At 69.8% G+C, this 15842-nt stretch carries 9 protein-coding genes and 1 pseudogene; 8 read left to right on the plus strand and 2 right to left on the minus strand.

What is annotated here, in order from left to right; all coding sequences use genetic code 11:
- From LNW73_RS30165 to LNW73_RS30190, 6 genes and pseudogenes are all read left to right on the plus strand, one after another.
- A complete protein-coding gene (locus tag LNW73_RS30165) occupies nt 1-2934 on the plus strand; it encodes an NHLP bacteriocin export ABC transporter permease/ATPase subunit (RefSeq protein WP_250992082.1) in 2934 nt (977 codons plus the stop codon).
- A gap of 104 nt (nt 2935-3038) precedes the next feature.
- Entirely contained in the window at nt 3039-4652 is a 1614-nt protein-coding gene (locus LNW73_RS30170; RefSeq protein WP_250992083.1) for an APC family permease, read from the plus strand.
- Nucleotides 4653-4835: 183 nt separating this feature from the next.
- Nucleotides 4836-7058: an RICIN domain-containing protein gene (locus LNW73_RS30175; protein ID WP_250992084.1), complete on the plus strand. Its 2223-nt coding sequence runs from the start codon at nt 4836-4838 to the stop codon at nt 7056-7058.
- An 873-nt stretch (nt 7059-7931) separates the two neighbouring features.
- Nucleotides 7932-9200: an ABC transporter substrate-binding protein gene (locus LNW73_RS30180; RefSeq protein ID WP_250974547.1), complete on the plus strand. Its 1269-nt coding sequence runs from the start codon at nt 7932-7934 to the stop codon at nt 9198-9200.
- Nucleotides 9197-10180, plus strand: a complete 984-nt coding sequence (locus tag LNW73_RS30185; protein WP_250974546.1) for a carbohydrate ABC transporter permease — start codon at nt 9197-9199, stop codon at nt 10178-10180. The genes LNW73_RS30180 and LNW73_RS30185 overlap by 4 nt, the downstream gene beginning before the upstream one ends.
- Nucleotides 10177-11090, plus strand: a pseudogene (locus LNW73_RS30190) (carbohydrate ABC transporter permease). The gene LNW73_RS30185 and the pseudogene LNW73_RS30190 overlap by 4 nt, the downstream one beginning before the upstream one ends.
- 73 nt (nt 11091-11163) lie before the next feature.
- On the opposite strand, the gene LNW73_RS30195 reads toward LNW73_RS30190, so the two are convergent.
- Nucleotides 11164-12810, minus strand: coding sequence for an amidohydrolase (locus LNW73_RS30195; protein ID WP_250992085.1), 1647 nt, complete (start codon nt 12808-12810; stop codon nt 11164-11166).
- A gap of 51 nt (nt 12811-12861) precedes the next feature.
- On the minus strand, nt 12862-14346 hold the full coding sequence (locus LNW73_RS30200) for an APC family permease (RefSeq protein WP_250992086.1): 1485 nt from the start codon (nt 14344-14346) through the stop codon (nt 12862-12864).
- A 102-nt stretch (nt 14347-14448) separates the two neighbouring features.
- Here LNW73_RS30200 and LNW73_RS30205 point away from each other — a divergent pair, with 102 nt between their 5' ends.
- Together LNW73_RS30205 and LNW73_RS30210 are read left to right on the plus strand one after the other, a co-directional pair.
- Nucleotides 14449-15192, plus strand: coding sequence for a TetR/AcrR family transcriptional regulator (locus LNW73_RS30205; protein WP_250992087.1), 744 nt, complete (start codon nt 14449-14451; stop codon nt 15190-15192).
- Complete coding sequence (locus LNW73_RS30210) at nt 15189-15737, plus strand: putative glycolipid-binding domain-containing protein (protein WP_250992088.1); 549 nt, start codon at nt 15189-15191, stop codon at nt 15735-15737. The genes LNW73_RS30205 and LNW73_RS30210 overlap by 4 nt, the downstream gene beginning before the upstream one ends.
- Nucleotides 15738-15842 lie beyond the last annotated feature (105 nt).

Genomic DNA, 15842 nt, shown 5'->3' on the forward strand with positions numbered 1-15842 from the left:
ATGACATCCGTCCAGCACCCCGTGGTCACCGACGCCGTGCCGGGCGCCGTGCCCGGCGATGTGGTCGTGGGAGCCCTCGGCGGCCTGGGACGGCCCGTCGACTGCGCCGGGACCCGCAGCATGAGCCTGGAGGGGCCCCATGTGCTGTGGCTGGTCGTGGGCGGGGCGCTGGACCTGTTCGCGGTCGACTCCGGAAACCAGGGGCACTGGCACTTCCTCGGCCGGCTCGAAACGGGAACCCTGGTGCTCGGACCGGCGGAAGGCCCGCGCCACACCCTCGTCGGACGGCCCCTGCAGGGGTGCGAACTGCGCCGGATCCAGCTGCGGGAACTGTTCGGGCCCGGGTACGGCGGGTACGGCGAGCCCGGTGGGTACGACGGCTACGGGGACCAGCAGTCGTACGGCGGCTACGAAGCGCCCCTGAGCCCGCTGGAGGACGCGTTCGCCCGCGGGGTCGGGCGCAGTCTGCGCGTCCTGTTCGAGGCCCCCCACGACGGTCAGCCGGGCCATGGACCGGGAACAGCGCAGCCGGCCGCGGAGTACGAAGCGGCCGACGACAACATCCTGTGGATGCCGGTGGCCCCCGGAAGTGTGCGGTACGGCGCCGCGTTCAGCAGCGAGGCGGCCGCCGATCTGCTCATCGACGGGGCGATGTGGCAGCGGGTGGTCAATCAGCAGTCCCGGCTGCTGTTCGCGCTGGACCGCTGGATCGAACGCATCGAGCGCGCCCATGAGGACCGGACGGCGGCCGGCATCAAGGCCGGCCGGACGGTGCGCGCGCAGGCGGACCAGGCGCTGCTGGCCTCCATCGACAGGCCGGGAGGGAGGACCCCGTCCCACCCGGCCGACGGCACCGACGACGCCACACTCGCGGCCTGCCGCAGAGTCGCCGACGCGGCCGGAATCACCGTGTCGGCACCCGTGGACGGCGGCTCGTCGAACGGCCGGTCGAGCCCGGTCGAGCGCATCGCGGTGAGCTCGGGCTTCCGCACCCGCACGGTCAGACTCGACGGCCGCTGGTGGCGGGAGGACTCCGGCCCCCTGCTGGGCCACCGGGCCGGAACGGGCGCGCCGGTAGCGCTGCTGTGGCGCCGCGGCGGATACGAGGCGGTGGATCCGGTCACCGGCGAGCGGACGCGCATCGGGAGCAGGGGCGGGGGCGCGGGCGCGGCCGCGGACGCGTTCCAGCCCCGCGCCGTCATGTTCTACCGGCCGCTGCCCGACCAGCCCATAGCCGCCTGGCGGTTGCTCCGCTTCAGTCTGCGCGGTACCCGGGCGGACCTGCGCAACCTGATCCTGGGCGGCCTCGTCGCGGTCGGACTCGGCGCGCTGGTGCCCATCGCGACGGGTCAGGTTCTCGGGGTCTACGTACCGAACGCCGAGAACAGCCTCATCGTCCAGACCTCGCTGGCGATCGTGGCCACCACCATCGTCTCGGCCGCCTTCATGCTGCTGGAGAACATCTCCATCCTGCGCATGGAAGGGCGCATCGAGTCCACGCTCCAACCGGCCGTCTGGGACCGGCTGCTGCGCCTGCCGACGAAGTTCTTCGCCGGGCGCTCCACCGGAGAGCTGGCCAGCGCGGCCATGGGCATCAGCGCCATCCGCCGCGTCCTGTCCGGCATCAGCTCGGTGGCCGTGCAGGCGGGCACCGTCGGTGCGGTGAACCTCGCCCTGCTGCTCTGGTACAGCCCCACGCTGGCCCTGCTGGCGCTGGCGATGCTCACCGTGATCGGTGCGGTGTTCCTCACCCTGGGGCTGTGGCAACTGCGCTGGCAGCGCCGCCTGATCGTGCTCGGCAACAAGCTCAACAACCAGGCGTTCCAGACGCTGCGCGGACTGCCCAAACTGCGCGTCGCCGCGGCGGAGAGCTTCGCCTACGCCTCCTGGGCCCGCGAGTTCGCCCGCAGCCGCGAACTGCAGCAGCGGGTGGGCCGGATCAAGAACCTGATCACGGTCGTCAACGCGGTCTATCTGCCGCTCTGCACCCTCATCATGTTCATGCTGCTCGCAGGACCGGCCCGCGGGACCCTGTCGGCCGGCAGCTTCCTCACCTTCAACACCGCTGTGACGATGCTGCTGACGTCGGTGACCCAGCTGACCGGCGCGCTCATCTCCGCGGTCTCCGTCCTGCCGCTGTTCGAGCAGATCAAACCGCTGCTCGACGAGGTGCCCGAGGTCGGCGGCGGCACCACACAGCCGGGCGTGCTGTCCGGCGAGATCGAGGTCAAGCAGCTGTCGTTCCGGTACGCCGACGACGCGCCGCTGGTGCTCGACAACGTGTCGTTCCGGATCCTGCCGGGCGAGTTCGTCGCGGTCGTCGGAGCCAGCGGCTGCGGCAAGTCGACCCTGCTCCGGCTGCTCATCGGCTTCGACCGGCCGGTCTCCGGCAGCGTGCTCTACGACGGTCAGGACCTGACGGCCCTCGACCCGGCGGCCGTGCGACGCCAGTGCGGGGTCGTCCTGCAGAACGCGCAGCCGTTCACCGGGTCGATCCTGGACTGCATCTGCGGTTCCGAGACGTTCTCCCTGGAAGAGGCCTGGGAGGCCGCCGCGATGGCGGGGCTGACCGAGGACATCAAGGGCATGCCGATGGGCATGCACACCGTCCTCTCCGACGGCGGCGGCACCGTCTCCGGCGGCCAGCGGCAGCGTCTGATGATCGCCCAGGCCCTGATCCGCCACCCGCGCATCCTGTTCTTCGACGAGGCCACCAGCGCCCTCGACAACGAGACCCAGCGCGTCGTGACCGAGAGCACCCGCAAGCTGCGCTCGACACGCATCGTCATCGCGCACCGGCTGTCCACCGTCATGGACGCCGACCGCGTGATCGTGATGTCGGACGGCCGGGTCCTCCAGCAGGGCCCGCCCGCGGAGCTCCTCGCCGACACCGGCGGCATGTTCCATGAGCTGGTGCGCCGTCAGATGCGGTGAACGAGCCACACGGCTGCTGGGGAGCGATCCTCTGCGATCCGCGGCGACCGGCGTGACACGCTGGGGAACCCAGCGTTCCGCGTCCCACGAGGAGGTGCGTGCACGTGCCGCAGAGCGAGCCACGGCAGGCTCCGGAGGCCCCCACGGTACTGAGCGAGGAACGCCGGCTCCGCAAGGAGCTCGGGTTCTGGAGCCTGGCGGCGATCGGGTTCTCCAACATCCTCGGCTCCGGCTGGCTGTTCGCGGCCATGTTCGCCGCGCAGACCGCGGGGCCCGCCTCGTTGCTGTCCTGGGTCGCGGCGGGCGTGCTGTGCGGCCTGGTGGCGCTGGTGATGGTGGAGCTCGGAGCCACCCGCCCCGAGGGCGGCGGAACCGTGCGCTGGCCGCTCTACGCGAGCGGCCGGCTGGTCGGCACCGTGATCGGCTGGTCGGTGCTGCTGTCGGTCGGCGGCACGGCGGCGGAGATCAGCGCGATCATGCAGTACGCCGCGCACTACCTCCCGGGTCTCTACGACAACGGCCGGCTGACCGCGTCCGGCCTGGCCGTGGCCTCGGGGCTGAGCATCCTGCTGACCGCGCTCAACTGGTTCGCGGTCCGCACCTTCGCCCGGCTGAACAACCTGGTGTCGCTGTTCAAGGTCGTCGTGCCCGTCCTCACCGTGGTGGCGCTCTTCCTCTCCGGCACGCACTCCGGGCGGCTCACCGACCACGGCGGCTTCGCGCCGTACGGCTACGCGGCCTGCCTGACCGCGCTCGCCAGCGGCGGCATCGTGTACTCCGTCAACGGCTTCCAGGCGCCCCTCGACTTCTCCGGAGAGGCCCGCAACCCCCGGCGCAACGTGCCGGGCGCGGTACTCACCGGCATCGGGCTGGCCGTGCTGGTCTACCTGGGACTGCAGCTCGCCTTCCTCTACACGGTGCCGGACTCGCTGCTCGGCCACGGATGGCAGGGCGTGAACTTCGAGTCACCGTTCGGGCAGCTCGCCCTGGTGCTCAACCTGCACTGGCTGGCCACCCTGCTCTACGCCGACGCGGTCGTCTCGCCGGGCGGCTCGGCCTACGTCGGGGTCGCGATCGACGCCCGGCACACTTACGCCCTGGCCAAGAACGGCCTGCTGCCGCGCTTCTTCATGCGGATCGACGCCCGCTCCGGCACGGCCCACCGGGCGCTGCTGCTCAACCTCGTCGTCATCGTCCTGTTCATGCTGCCGTTCGGCGGCTGGCAGGACATCGTCAGCGTGATGGGCGACATGTATCTGCTCATCTACGCGGCGTCCGCGGTCGCCGTCGCCGTGTTCCGGGCGCGGGACCGGGAACAGGGAATGGTCCGCAAGGACGGCCAGGTGCCCGGGGTGCGCTGGATCGCGCCGATCAGCTTCGTGGTGTCCTCCGAATTCGTCTACTGGTCGGGCTGGCACGATCTGCGCCTCGCGCTGCCGCTGGTGCTCGCCGGTGTGCCGCTGTTCCTGCTGCTGCGCCGCGACGCCGGCGGGCGGCCGGTGCGCGAGGAGCTGCGGGACGGCGCCTGGCTGGTCTGCCAGCTGGCCGCGCTGACCCTGCTGTCCTGGCTGGGCACCTTCGGAGGCTCGGGCCGGCTGCCCGCGCCGTACGACACGATCGTGGTCGGCGTCGTCTCGCTCGCGGTGTTCGGCTGGGCCGTGCGCTCCGGGACGGCGCACCTCCGGGCGGAGCCGGCCCCGCCCGTCCCGGTCGCCTGACCGGGTCCCGGGACGGGGCATTCCCTGCTGAACAGGGCATGCCTGGTGAGGAAAACCCAAGTGGAGGCGAACGAAAACACATGTACTCCGGCTCGCGCAGGCGGTGGGATCAGGGCGACCCCCCGCTTGCCCTGATCCGGCCCCCACCGCCGGAACAGCACACCCGGACGGAAAGGACTGCCTGTGTCCCGTCCCCGAAGAGTCCTCGCGGCGCTCGCCGTGACCCTCCCGCTGCTGACAGCCGGCCTGCTCGCACCGGGAACGGCGTCGGCGGTCCCGCCCGGCGCCACGTACACGGTCTCCGTCGGCTCGAAGGCCTCCTACGCCCATCCGACCGACACCTCCGCGGTCCCCTACATCGACAAGGACGGCGCGTTCTACTTCCAGCAGTCCGCCGCCCTGTACGGTGCCGGTGACCCCCGCTACTGGGACTTCTTCACCGGTACGGACTTCGATGACGCCGCGCGGTCGAGTGCGATCAGCGACGCGGTGAACCCGGCGAACTCCAGCGACCGGAACAACGACACGACCTGGCGCTGCAACAACAGCCCGACCGGCGTGACGGCGACCGCCGCGCCCGCGGGCTCTGGCTACGCGCACAAGAACTACTGCGATCTGACCGGGGTGTGGGTCGACCCGGACACCGGTGACTGGTACGGCCTGGTGCACAACGAGTTCACCCCGCAGCCGTTCGGGGACGGCCTGCACTACGACGCGATCGACTACGCGCGCTCAACGAACCAGGGCAAGGTCTGGAACATCCTGGGCCACGCCATCACCTCCCCTTACAGCACCGCACGGGGCGACACCACGGCGTTCCCGAAGCAGACGTACGACTACGGTGACGGCGACCAGCGGCTCTTCGTCGACACCGCGTCCGGCTACTTCTACGTCACCTACGGCTCGCGCATCGTGGACAAGAACGGCGGCTGGAAGGCGTTCTACGCCCATGCGGCCCGCGCTCCGATCTCGTCCAAGATGGCGCCCGGCTCCTGGCAGAAGTGGTACAACGGCTCCTGGTCGCAGCCCGGCCAGGGCGGCCTGGAGAGCAACGAGGTGCCGGTGACCTCCTCGGGCGGCACCGGATACACCCCCGCGTCGGCCGAGTACAACCCGGCGAACACCGGCAGCGTGGACCAGCAGGTCGCGGCCGGCACGATGCCGCCGACCTCACCGCTGTTCGTCATGGACATCACCTACAACGCCTATCTGGGTCTGTACATCGGTGAACCGCAGGCGGTCGACCAGAGCGGCAACGCCCCGCAGCAGATCTACGCCACCGACAACCTCGCCACGCAGAAGTGGACGCTGATCGGCGACACCGGCAGCCACCACACCGCCTCCTGGTACCGGTGGTTCCTGGACAGCGCGAACAAGACGAGCTCCACCGTCGTCGGCAAGAACTTCCGTTCGTACTGCTCCTTCGGATGCTCCGGCGGCGCTTCCGGCGAGTACGTCAACCTCACGATCGACTCGTCCGCCCCGGCACCCTCGCCGGTCGACCCGGCGAAGACGTACACGATCGGCAGCGGGTCCGGCCGGGTCCTCGCCCAGGCCCCCGGCAGCTCGGCCACCACCTCCGTCACGGCCGCCACCGGGTCGAGCCGGGAGTCCTGGAGCTTCACCGCCAACGGCGACGGCTCGTTCCGCATCACCAACGCCGCCACCGGTCAGCTGCTCGGGGTGGACTCCGCTTCGACGGCCGACCGCGCCTGGGCCACCAAGCCGACCGCCACCACGGTGGGGTCCGGCGGTCCCACCGTCGGCCAGCAGTGGTTCCTCATCAGGAACGTGGACTCCGCGGGCGCGCAGACCGGCACATACCGCCTCGTCAACCGCTACAGCGGGCTGGTTCTCGGCATGTCGTCCGACGCCGGCCGGCCCGCCGAGACGGCCCCGGCCCGCACCTGGACCAACGGCACGGGCAACTCCGTCGGCGGCTCCCGCACCGCCGCCGAGCAGGCCCTGACCCTGACCGCCACCACGGCCGCGAGCAACCTCAACGGCACGCACACGGTCTCCCTCTCCGGCAAGGGTCTCGATGATCCCGACTGGCACACGGAGCCGGGCGTCCAGCTCGACACCTGGTCGCTCAACGGTGGAAAGAACCAGAACTGGGTCTTCACCCAGCAGTCCGACGGCTCCTACACCCTCGTCAACGCCCACTCCAGCCTGTGCGCCGACGATGCCGGAGGCGCCACCGCCCCGGGCACGGCAGTGGTCCAGTGGACCTGCACCGGGGGAGCCAACCAGAAATGGCGGGTGACGAAGCTGGCCTCCGGCGCCTACACGATCACCAACGTCCACAGCGGACTCCTGCTGACGACCTCGTCGGCCTCCGACGGTGGCACGGTCACCCAGCAGACGGACACCGATCTGCCGCGGCAGCACTGGACCATCGCCTGAGACCGCGCCGGGTCAGGCATCGGCCGACATCGCACTGAGTCAGGGAAGCGCACCCGATCGGTATCACCGACCGGGTGCGCTTCTCGCATGTTTCAACAAAATACGGCGGAACTCAACGGGATGGTACCGAGGGCTCAGGCCGGTGGCCCCGACCCGGTGCGGCCCTCCAGGGGAGGTCGCGGAGCGGAGCGGGGCCGTCGTGCGGTCGGCGTGCCCGCCGGGGCGCCGAGCCCCGGCGGCCGGCTCCTGTCGACGGTCCTCCTCGGCGTGACGCCCTTGAGTCATGTGCGAACGCAACGGTGGCCCGCCCGGCAGAAGACCGGACCGCCCTCCCGAAACGTCGGCGGAGGGCAGGCCCGGCCTGGGCTCGTCGGCCGTGCGCCCCGGCCGGCCCGGATGCCCGGGGATGGCAAGCGCGATCTATGGTGCATCTTGAAGCAACGTATGTGAACTTGTTTGACTGGTCAGGGCGTGTCCTGACCCCCGTTCCCGTCCCCCGTGACCGCTCCGGGGAGCACCCGATGTCGATTTCCGCAGTCCGGAGCGGCTCGTACTGCTACATCACGGTCCCACAACACCAACGGGGTGGAGCGTTGACGCCCCTGGGTAAGGGGGCGTAGAACTACCCCTGCGAGCGAGGTCCCGGTTAATCCTGTTGAATTTTGTTCGAAACCATCAGGTGCTAGGAGGTCCCCCAGCGGGGCCTCCCCTTCCGTCTCTTCGCCGCACCGCATCCAGTGCACCGCATCGTGACCGCAGACCACCGCAGACCGCAGACAACAGACCACCCATGGAGGCACCATGTCGGATGTCGGCTCGCCGGGCAGCAACAATCCGGGGTCATCGCCGAGTCGCCGCACCCTGCTCAGGGGCATGGCCGGCATCGCAGGTCTCTCCGTCGCGGGCGGACTGCTCTCGGCCTGCGACAGCTCCTCGTCCACGCCGAGCGACAGCGGCTCCGCCGGAGGTCAGGTGACCTTCGGTTCCAACTACTCGGACCCCGCCGCGAAGACCGCGTTCGCGGCACTGGCGGCCGCGGCCACCAAGGCGTCCGGGTCGGCGATCAAGATCAACACGGTCGACCACAACACCTTCCAGACCAACATCACCAGCTATCTGCAGGGCACGCCGGACGACCTGTTCACCTGGTTCGCCGGCTACCGCATGCAGTACTTCGCGGCCCAGGGCCTCGCGCTGCCGCTCGACGACGTCTGGGAGAAGATCGGCGGCAACTTCGGCCCCGCCGCCAAGAAGCTGTCGACCGGTCTGGACGGCCACCAGTACCTGGTGCCGATGTACAACTACCCGTGGGTGGTCTTCTACAACAAGAGCGTGTTCCGGGCCAAGGGCTACACCGTCCCCACCAACTGGGACCAGTACCTCGCCCTGGCCAAGAAGATGAAGGCCGACGGCATGATCCCGATCGCCTTCGCCGACAAGGACGGCTGGCCCGCGCTGGGCACGTTCGACATCCTCAACATGAGGATCAACGGCTACGACTACCACATGAAGCTCATGAAGCACGAGATCCCCTGGACCGACCCGGGGGTGACCCAGGTGTTCGACCACTGGGCCCAGCTGATGCCGTACGTGCAGAGCGGCGCCAACGGCCGGATCTGGCAGGACGCCGCCAAGGCCCTGGAGACCAAGCAGGCCGGCATGATGTTCCAGGGCACCAACCAGGTCGCCGCGCAGTACGTCACCGACAAGGCGAACCTCGACGACCTGGACTTCTTCGTCTTCCCCGAGATCAACCCGGCGTTCGGCACGGACTACATGGACGCGCCCACCGACGGCTTCATGCTCAGCAAGAAGGCCAAGAACAGCGTCGCCGCCAAGAAGGTCCTGGAGTACATCGGCAGCGGCGCGGCCGAAGCCGAGTTCCTCAAGACCGACCAGTGGGACGTCGGCCTGGCCACCGGACTGAAGGTGCCGTCCTACAACGCGATCCAGACGAAGTCGGTCGCCGAGATCGCCAAGTGCAAGGCCGTCGCCCAGTTCATGGACCGCGACGCGGACCCGGCCATGGCCAACGCCATGATCTCGATCATCCAGAAGTTCATCGCGGACCCGAGTTCCGGCAACATCGCCTCGTTGCTGAAGAGCGCGGAGAGCCAGGCGAAGGCCATCTACACCTCATGACGACCACTCATGCGCGACCCCCGGCGGCGAAGCAGCGCCGCCGGGGCGGCGTGCGCAAACTCTCCGGACGCGACAAGCTCGTCGTCGCACTGCTCCTCGGCATCCCCCTGCTGATAGAACTGGTCTTCATCTGGTTCCCGGCACTGGGCACCGTCCTGCTGTCGTTCACCAAGTGGAACGGCGTCGGCAGCCTCGGCACCAAGTCATGCCTGCCCAACGTGCCCTCGATCATGAACAACGGCTGCCTGTACGGGGTGCAGAACTACCACCAGGCCGCCACGATCTACCCCGAGTTCTGGCCCGCCGTCCAGCACAACCTCATCTGGCTGGCCGTCTTCATCCTCTTCGCCACCCCGTTGGGCATGCTGTTCGCCGTCGTCATCGACTACGGCATCAAGGGCAGCCGGATGTACCAGAGCATCCTCTTCCTCCCCGTGATGCTCTCCCTCGCCCTGATCGGCATCATCTGGGAGTTCATGTACTCCCAGAACTTCGGGCTGATCAACACGGTCATCGGACGCAACGGCGACAGCAACGCCATCGACTGGCTCGGCGATCCGCACCTCAACCTCTGGGCCGTCCTGGTCGAGGCGACGTGGCGGCAGGCCGGCTATGTGATGGTCCTGTACCTCGCCGGACTCAAGGCGGTGGACCCGACACTGCGGGAGGCCGCCAAGGTCGACGGCGCCAACGCCTGGCAGACGTTCTGGCGCGTGGTCTTCCCGGTGATGAAACCGATCAACATCGTCATCATGGTCGTCACCGTCATCGAGTCGCTGCGCGCGTTCGACCTCGTCTACATCACCAACAAGGGAATCAACGGCCTGGAACTGCTCTCGGTGCTGGTCACCTCCAACATCGTCGGAGAGACCCAGCGAGTGGGCTTCGGATCCGCGCTGGGCGTGGTGCTCCTGGTGATCTCACTGGTCCCGATCAGCATCTTCCTGTTCCAGACGTTCCGCCGTGAGGACACCCCATGACCACCGACACCCTGCCCCGCGTCACAGCGCAGCAGAGCTCCGGCGAACGGCCGAAGTCCCGCCCCTGGGGGCAGGTCAGCGCTCAGCTCTTCCTCGTCAGCGCCTCGGTGCTGTGGCTGCTCCCGATACTGTTCGCCCTGTACATCGCGCTGCGGCCGTACGCCGAGACACAGAAGTACGGCTATGTCTCACTGCCGCACACCCTCACGCTGAAGAACTTCTCGCAGGCGTGGACGCAGTCGGACATGCTGCACTACTTCCTGAACTCGGTACTGATCACGGTTCCGGCGGTGGTGATCGCCCTCGCGCTGTCCACCGGCGTGGCGTTCATACTGACCCGGGTCAACGTGAAGCTGAACGTCGCCCTGCTCATCCTGTTCACCGCGGGGAACCTGCTGCCGCAGCAGGTCATCATCACCCCCTGTACCGGCTCTTCCTGAAGGTCCCGCTGCCGGAGTTCCTCAGCGAGAGCGGTCTGCTCTACAACTCGGCCTTCGGGCTGATCCTCATCAACGTGGCGTTCCAGCAGGGCTTCTGCGTCTTCGTGCTGAGCAACTACATGAAGTCGATCCCGGAAGAGATGTACGAGGCGGCGCTGGTCGACGGCGCCGGCCTGTGGACCCGGTTCTGGAAGCTGACCGTGCCGCTGTGCCGCCCCGCGCTGGCGGCCCTCGCCACCTTGCTGACCACCTGGATCTACAACGACTTCTTCTGGGCGATCACCCTGATGTCGTCGGGTGACAAACGGCCGGTCACCTCCGCGCTGGCCAACCTGCAGGGGCAGTTCGTCAGCGACCAGAACCTGATCGCGGCCGCGGCCCTCATCGCGGCCGTGCCCACCCTGGTGGTCTACATCCTGCTGCAGAAGCAGTTCATCGCGGGCCTGTCCCTGGGGTCGAGCAAGGGCTGAGCGCAGCACCGCGAGCGGCCCACCGCGGGGCGGCCGGTCTTCGTCCTCGCCGAGTGACCGGTCCCGCCGGCCGTCAGTGTGCGTCCGCCGCCGCGTGGACGCGCTCGCCGCCGACATAGGTCAGTGCAACGGCGGTGTCACCGATGGCCTCCGGCGGGCCGTCGAAGGGATCCCGGTCCAGGACCACCAGGTCGGCCAGCGCGCCGACGCGGATCGTGCCCGTGTCGTCCAGGTGGTTCACATAGGCCGAGCCAGCCGTGTACGCCGTCAGTGCGGTGCCCAGGTCGAGACGCTGCTCGGGCAGGAAGGCCGGGCGGTCCTCGCCGTGGCCGACGCGGTTGACCGCGACATGGATGCCCTGCAGCGGGTCGGGGCTGCTCACCGGCCAGTCGCTGCCGGCCGCCAGCGTGGCTCCGGACCGCAGCAGATCACCGAACGGGTACTGCCAGGAGGCCAGTTCGCCGCCCAGGAACGGGATGGTCAGCTCGTCCATCTGCGGTTCGTGGGCGGCCCAGAGCGGCTGCAGGTTGGCGACCGCGCCGAGGCGGGCGAAGCGCGGGACGTCGTCGGGGTGGACCACCTGCAGATGGGCGAGGTGGTGCCGGTTGTCGCGGCGGCCGTTGGCGGCGAGGGCCGCTTCGACGGCGTCCAGCGCCTCCCGTACGGCGCGGTCGCCCAGCGCGTGGAAGTGGACCTGGAAGCCCAGGGCGTCCAGCTCCACGACGTGGTCGCGCAGCGCGGCCGGGTCGACGAAGCTGAGACCGCTGTTGGCGGTGGCGCAGCCGCAGGAGTCCAGGTAGGGCGCGGTCATCGCGGCGGTGAAGTTCTCGGTGATGCCGTCCAGCATGATCTTCACCGAATCGGCCCTGAAGCGCCCGGCGCGCAGCCGCTCGCGGCGTTCGACCAGCTCGGCGATCTGCTCAGCGCCGCGTGAGCGGTCCCACCACAGGGCGCCGTTGACGCGGGCGGTGAGACTGCCGTCGCGGGCGGCGGCCGCGTAGGCGTCGGAAGGGTCGGGCTGGCCGTTGAAGACGCCGAGGATGGCGTCCTGCCAGCTGGTGATGCCGAGGCCGTGCAGCACCTGCTGGGCGCGGAGCAGCCCGGCGAGCCGCTCGGCCGGGGTGGTCTTCGGGACCAGCCGCGCGACGAGCCCGGTCGCCCCCTCCTGCAGCATGCCGCCGGGGGCGCCGTCGGCCTCCCGCTCGATCCGGCCGTCGGAGGGGTCCGGGGTGCCGGCGGTGAGCCCGGCGAGTTCCAGGGCACGGGTGTTGGCCCACGCTCCGTGATGGTCGCGGTTGAAGAGGAACACCGGCCGGTCGGCGACGACGGCGTCGATGAGGTGGCGGGTCGGCACCCCGCCCTCGAAACTCTCCAGGGACCAGCCGCTGCCGGTGATCCATTCCCGCCCCGGGTACGCCTCGGCGTAAGCGGCGATCCGGCGCTGGTACTCGGCAAGGCTGGTGGTGCCGGTCAGATCGCACTCGCCCAGCTCGACGCCCGCGTAGACCGCGTGGACGTGGGCGTCCTGGAAGCCGGGGATCAGCAGCCGCCCGGCGAGGTCCACCACCTCGGTCTTCGGACCGACCAGTTCGCGCACTTCGTCGTGCCCGACGGCGACGATGCGCTCGCCGCGCACGGCCACGCTCGTGGCGCGGCTGCGGGCCGGATCCGTGGTGAGGGCGGGGCCGCCGGTGAAGACGAGGTCTGCGGCGTGGGTCATGAGCTGCTCCGTATGTCGTTTCGGTGGATCTCAGGTCGTTGGGTGGGTGGTTCAGATGGTCGCGGATGTCCGGGCGGTGGTGGGCTCGACGGAGAGCAGATCCGCCGCGTCGGCGTCGGTGGCCTGGCCGGTGGTGAAGTAGGGGGACTTGCGGCCCCACTTGGCCCAGCCGGCGACCAGCAGACCGGAGAGGATCATCAGCACCGGCATCAGCAGCAGGAACCAGCCGTTGTCCGCCCGCAGCGCGAAGTGGTCGGCGGAGGTGGCGTACCCCCAGCACATGTACCCGGCGAGAGCGAACAGGACCAGCGCGCTGAGCACCGGCAGCACGACCGCCCGGACGCCCTCCCGGAGGGTGCCGCGCAGCAGCCCGCGGAAGCGCACGGCGGCGGCGACCGCGGTCAGACCGTAGGAGAGCGCGACGACGATGCCGATGGCGCTGACGGAGGCGCTGATCAGCTCGCTGACCTTCGGGATGACGAGGGAGAGCGCCGCGACCACAGCGGCGATCGCACCGAGGAGCAGCGTTCCCGCCGCGGGCGTCCCGTACTTCGGGTGGATGCGGGTCCAGACCGGGCCGACGGTGCGGTCGCGGCCCATGGCGAACAGCCCGCGCACTGTGGGGATCACTCCGGCCTGCAGCGAGGCCACGGCTGAGAAGGTCAGCGCGACCAGCGGCAGTGCCGCGAGCGGCTGGTGGGCCAGCTGGTTGCCGAAGTAGGTCAGCCCCTGTGCGCCGTTGTCGACGAGCTGACCGTGCGAGAGGACCCGCTGGAAGGCCACCGCGCCGAGCAGGAACAGGCCGAGCATGGTGAACACCGTGATCAGGCCGCTGCGCGAGGCGTCCCGCGGGTTGCGCACCTCCTCGCTGACGCTGAAGGCGGCGTCGAAGCCCCAGTAGCAGAACACCGCCACCACCATGCCCTGGGCCAGGGCGGCGAGCGAGGGGATCGTGAAGGGGTTGAACCAGTCCAGGCTGAACGGCTGGGTGCCGGCGAACAGGCCGTAGCCGCAGAAGCCCAGCAGCACCAGGTACTCGAAGGCCAGGAGATAGCGCTGCAGCCGTGCGGCGACATCGGCCCCGGTGACGGCGGCGAGCGTGGCGGCCACCAGCACCGTCATTCCCAGCAGCGTCGACTGCAGCGTGCTGTCGGGATTCAGGGTCAGTCCGGCCAGGTGGTGCAGCCCCGCCTGGCCGGCGAGCTGTATCAGGGCCGACCCGGTCACGGTCGTCGTGTAGGCGAGGAAGACGACGGTTCCGACGACGTTCACCCAGCCGGAGAGGAACCCCAGCCAGGGGCTGACCGAGCGGCCGACCCAGACGTAGCTGTTGCCGCAGTTGGGCTCGACCCGGTTGAGCCGGGAGTAGGCCGCGGCGATGCCCAGGATCGGCAGGAAGGCGAGCAGCATGATGATCGGCAGATGCAGCCCGACGATCCCGGTGAGCAGCCCCATCCCGAGGCCGATGCTGGTGGTCGCGGCGGTGGTGGACGCTGCGATGACCACGCCGTCCAGCACGCCGAGCGACCTTCTCATGTCTGTTGCCATCGGGCCACCGCTTCGCTCAGGACTGGGTTGGAGCGACATGCAATCCTGCGGGCTCTTAACACGTCAATGCTGTTGACATAAGCTCGCGCCATGACCGACCGGCAGATCCCCGGGACCGCGCGGCCGCGCCGCCGCCCCACGAAGCAGGGCACGGTGCTGTCCGAGGCGCTGATCGTCGAGACCGCGCTGCGGCTGATCCGCCAGCACGGATCGGCCGCGCTGACCGTACGGCGGCTGGGCGCGGCGCTGGGCGCGGACCCCAGCGCGCTCTACCGGTACTTCCGCAACACCGACGACCTGCTGCTCGCCGTCGCCGACGAGCTGATCGGACAGGCCTTCGCCGGCTGGTCCCCGGTCGGCGACTGGCGCGCCGACCTGCGCGAACTGGGACTGCGGATCCACTCCGCCTATCTCGAGCACCCGCAGGCGGCGATGCTGGCGGCCTACCGGGTCACCGGGCGGCCGCACGAGGCCTTCGCCATCGAGTCGATCCTGGGCGTCCTGCGCCGCGGCGGTTTCCCGGATCCGGAGGCGGTCCGGATGTACCACACCTTCGTCGACACCGGCCTGGCCTACGCGGCCCTGGACGCCGCCAGCGCCGCCCTTCCACCGCAGGCGCGGGAGGCCGAGCGGCAGGTCTGGGAGCGGACCTACGCCTCACTGCCGGCCACCACCCACCCGCACATCGCCGCCACCTCGCGACTGCTGCAGGCCGAAATGGGGCGCAGCGCCTACGCCAAGACCCTGGACCTCTTCCTGGACGCGGCAGCGGCCCGCCTCGACGCGCTGACGGCCGGCCGGCCGTCGCCGCCGCTCGCTAGCATGGATCGATGACCACATCTCATGTGCTGACCTGGACGATCAGCGAGAGCGACGGGTACGAGACGGCGTGGATCGAGCTCGACGGCAGCACGCTGCGGGCCCACGGGCGCGTGGTCGGCACGGTGCCCGAGCCCTACTGGATCACCTACGAACTCGACACCACGGAGGACTTCGTGACCCGCCGACTGCGGGCCACCTCCGAAACGGCGGGCGGGACCACCGAGTTGGACCTGCGTCGCGCCCAGGACGGACGATGGACGGTGAACGGCCGACCGGCGCCCGGCCTGGACGGCGCGCTCGACTGCGACCTCGGCCTGTCCCCGCTCACCAACACGATGCCGGTGCTGCGCCACGCCCTGCACCGTCTGCCGGGCGAGCAGGACTTCCTGATGGCCTGGATCCACGTCCCCGATCTCGCGGTCCAGCCCAACCGGCAGACCTACACCCACCTCGGCACGAACCGCGTGCGCTACGCCTCGGGCACCTACCGGGCGGACCTCACCCTCGACGCCGACGGCCTCGTCGTCACGTACCCGGGCCTGGCCCAGCGCCGCTGAGTGCCTCCGCGGTGGCCGACCGGCGAGCAGAGCCCGGTCAGCCGGAGCGCCGGCGGGAGAGGCGCTTCTTCACCGCGCCGAACGCCGACGTGACGTCTTCGATCG

Source organism: Streptomyces sp. RKAG337 (assembly GCF_023701715.1).
Classification (GTDB): Bacteria; Actinomycetota; Actinomycetes; order Streptomycetales; family Streptomycetaceae; genus Actinacidiphila.